A 229-nucleotide genomic window follows, 5' to 3' on the forward strand; every position below is an offset into this window, starting at 1 on the left:
CGAGTGCCGCCGACCCCGCCGACGTCATCCGCTACTGCCCGTCCTGGCCGAGCCCGCGGTCGCCCTACCTCACCGTTGTCAACGCCACCGCCACCGACCCGACGGGCAACACCAGCGGGCAGGGCAGCGTCACCGTCGATGCCGTGGCTCCAAGCGCACCAGTGCTCAATCCCAGCAACGGCACCACCTTGAGCGGCACCGCCGAGCCTGACAGCACCGTGACCCTGAC

Annotated in this window: 1 protein-coding gene; it reads left to right on the plus strand. The window is 70.7% G+C overall.

Annotation, left to right across the window (positions count from 1 at the left end):
• Positions 1-229 (plus strand): hypothetical protein (locus AC1MHZ_RS23565; protein WP_482967032.1); only part of this gene is annotated, 229 nt, incomplete at both ends.

Source organism: Pseudomonas sp. FA-1 (genome assembly GCF_056856075.1).